Annotated in this window: 3 protein-coding genes and 1 pseudogene; 1 reads left to right on the top strand and 3 read right to left on the bottom strand. The window is 50.0% G+C overall.

Annotated elements, in window-relative coordinates; translation table 11 throughout:
- Together SDD30_RS17235 and SDD30_RS17230 are read right to left on the bottom strand one after the other, a co-directional pair.
- Positions 1-233, bottom strand: a 233-nt coding sequence (locus SDD30_RS17235; RefSeq protein ID WP_434076163.1) for a chromate transporter, incomplete at its 3' end; no start/stop codon positions are given.
- 93 nt (positions 234-326) lie between these two features.
- The gene (locus SDD30_RS17230; RefSeq protein WP_434076162.1) at positions 327-797 is read right to left on the bottom strand and encodes an ArsR/SmtB family transcription factor; all 471 of its coding nucleotides are present in this window, start codon (positions 795-797) and stop codon (positions 327-329) included.
- Positions 798-953: 156 nt separating this feature from the next.
- On the opposite strand from SDD30_RS17230, the gene SDD30_RS17225 reads away from it, so the two are divergent.
- Positions 954-2,267, top strand: a complete 1,314-nt coding sequence (locus tag SDD30_RS17225) for an ISNCY family transposase (RefSeq protein ID WP_434076161.1) — start codon at positions 954-956, stop codon at positions 2,265-2,267.
- Between the two features lie 281 nt (positions 2,268-2,548).
- On the opposite strand, the pseudogene SDD30_RS17220 reads toward SDD30_RS17225, so the two are convergent.
- Positions 2,549-2,850 (bottom strand): annotated as a pseudogene (locus SDD30_RS17220) (transposase family protein); the annotation flags it as partial.

Raw genomic sequence — 2,850 nt, 5'->3', positions numbered from 1 at the left:
AATACGGTCAACGTGACAAAGGTTGCGCCCGGTAAAAATTGCGCCAAGGCTAGACCGTTTAGAAACTCTTCCTCTTTAAGCCACCTCTTGCGTTTAACTATGTTCTTTTTCGTTTCTGCCATCATTGCTGGGCCAAATGCGGTAATACCCATCTTAAAAAAGGCCAAAAAAATATCCAGCAGCGAAGGAGCCTTGGAATCAACCTCTCGGGGCAAAGTTTCTATTTTCTGCATTAAACAATATGCCCTCCTCATTGGCAATAATTTTTCTAGCTACTTTCTGATAGAGTTGATCCCGGTACCACGGGATTAACCAAAAAAATAGTCTTAATCTTTTTTTTTTTTTTTGACGCAAGGGTAATTCAAAAAATCTCCGTTGCACTCTTTAATCTGCTCGGGGGTACATTCACCCGGTTTGCCTTTTAATTTCTCCGGGTGTTGACAGTTATTGGTACACAACTCTGCTTCACTCCCTCCTAAATTATTTATCTCATTATCCGTTCGCCTGCGACAAATACATTCTAAGCGAACAGGACCGAGCGCTATTTCCTTCAAGTCTTCAGCAATTTTTACGAGGAAATCCCGTTCCACCACATAATGAGTCCAGTAACCACGTTTTTCGCCCCTCACTAATCCGGCTTTCCTCAAAACACGTAAATGTTGTGAGACGGCGGCAGAGGAAATGCCTAAGCGGTGGGCTAATCCCCCCACACATAAATCATGAGTTAAAAGTAACTTTAGAATTTCCAACCGTGTGGTATCCGCCAGTGTTTTTAAAACTTCCCACGTTTCTTCCATAGTTATCAAACACATCCAAATTAGTCTGGATTTAATCATATTATATATAGCTTAAATGATAGTGTCAAGCCGCCGCTGATAGATCTGTCACCGGACTGTGATATTGTCACCCTGTAAGCGGACTGAGAAAATGTCACTATGAGAGGAGAAATTCTTTTGAGTGCCAAAGAGTCCCGCAGGGTGTTTGTCATCGAGCAAGCCGTTAACGGCAAAATTACTAACAGGCAGGCTGCCGAGGTCTTAGACTTAAGTGAACGCCAGGTCATCCGCTTGAAGGAGAGGATGAAAGCTGAAGGTGTTGCGGGCCTGGCTCATAAAAACAGAGATCGGATTCCTAAGCATGCCGTGCCTAAAAAGACTAAGGAAAAGGTGGTCATGCTAGCCCGGGGCCCTCTTCGTGATGCTAGCTGCCAGCAGGTGGCTGAGCTCCTGGAGGAGTTCTATGACATAAGCCTCTCTGCTAAGACTGTGAGCCGGATCTTGAAGGGAGCTGGTATCCCTCTGGCTCATACCCACAGGGCGCCCAAACGTCAGAAATCGCGTGACCGTTTGCCCCAGGAGGGCCTCCTTTCCCAGGTCGATGCCAGCCCCTTCGCCTGGCTGGAGGATCGCGGCCCGGAGCTTACTTTGCACGGTTCTATTGACGATGCCACCGGCAAGGTTCAGGGGTTGCATTTTGAACTAAACGAGTGCCTCCGCGGCTATCTACAGCTAATGTCCCAGGTGGTGCAGAATTTCGGCGTGCCCAGAAGTATATATTCTGACCGCCATACTATCTTCTTTTCCCCCAAGGAGGACAGGCTCTCGATTGAGGAAGAACTGGCTGGCCAGACTGCTCCTCTGACCCAGTTCGGCCGGGCCATCTCTGAGCTGGGGATTAATCATATTAAGGCTCGTTCACCGCAGGCCAAGGGGCGCATTGAGCGCCTCTGGGGCACCCTCCAGGGCCGCCTGCTGATTGAACTCCGCCTGGCTGGCATCTCTACCCTGGAGGCGGCTAATGCCTTCCTGCCGGGCTTTATGGAGAGGTTTAACCGACGTTTCGCCGTTGCCCCTGCTGACCCGGCACCGGCTTACGCTCCTTGCCCGCCTCCGGCCCGGTTGAAGCAAATCCTTGCGACGCGTGAGGAACGCAAGGCGTCCCGCGGTTCTTCTATCTCCTACGCGGGCCACACTTACCAGCTAGTAGATGTCAGGGGTGCTGTCGTTCCTTTGCGCCCGCGGGCGACTGTTGAGGTGCTTACCCAGCTGGACGGTTCTTTCAGCGCCCTTTATGGCGGTAATTACTATGCATTACAGGAGTTTACCTCGGCGCCTGCGGTGAAGGCTGGAGAGCCTAAAAAGGCTCCAGCTAGCAAGGCTCATAAGCCGGCCCCGGTCCATCCCTGGCACCGTATGCCTATTAACCTGGCTAAAAAAGTGATGCCTTTACCCGTTGATAATCCCTTGCCTCTTAGTCAAGGGGGGTGACATTTTCTCTGTCCCCTTAAGGCCTTTTTAGGGTGACATTTTCATTGTCCCTTGACAGATGTAGTGGCAAAAATCAGTGCTGACGCATGAAAATATATAAAGACGAGTTCAGGGACCACAATCCGGCGAATGAACAGTAAAAGCCAAAAAACAGGAGGGTCGACAGCTTCTATAAACGCTAAAAAGCTGGCGGGTAGAAAAAAGAGGGGTAAAAAGGGTACGGCAAAGCGAGCCACCCTTTGGGGGGCTCAAAAAAGAGGTTAAGTTGCCGGGGGCCGCTATTAATAATTAAAGGCCAGGCGTATTCTGGGAGCCTTCGTACAAAAAGCCAATAATTGGTCGCGCTTAATCCAGTGGTTGCTCCAAGTTTCCCGGAGAAACTTGAAGGTCCCCCGGAAGCCCCATGTTCTGACTTTCTCCATCAGGGCTTCCGTATGTAAGGTCAGGATATTCAACAGATGCCCCAGGTGCATCAGCAAATGCCAGTTTTGCATGGCCGTCCAGTTCAGGGAGAAAGCATGCTCGTACTGATAGCCCTGATGCTTTTCCGTCAGGATATTTTCTTCAATGTCCCAGCGGTGGC

The organism is Moorella naiadis (nom. illeg.) (assembly GCF_051020825.1).
GTDB classification, from domain to species: Bacteria; Bacillota; DSM-521; order Neomoorellales; family Neomoorellaceae; genus Neomoorella; species Neomoorella naiadis.
Note: the sequence above shows the minus strand (reverse complement) of the source record. Positions and strands in the feature narration are given on the sequence as shown.

What these genes read in the sequence shown, in the direction of transcription:
- SDD30_RS17230 (WP_434076162.1), bottom strand. Translation starts at nt 797, where the DNA reads ATGGAAGAAACGTGGGAAGTTTTAAAAACACTGGCGGATACCACACGG.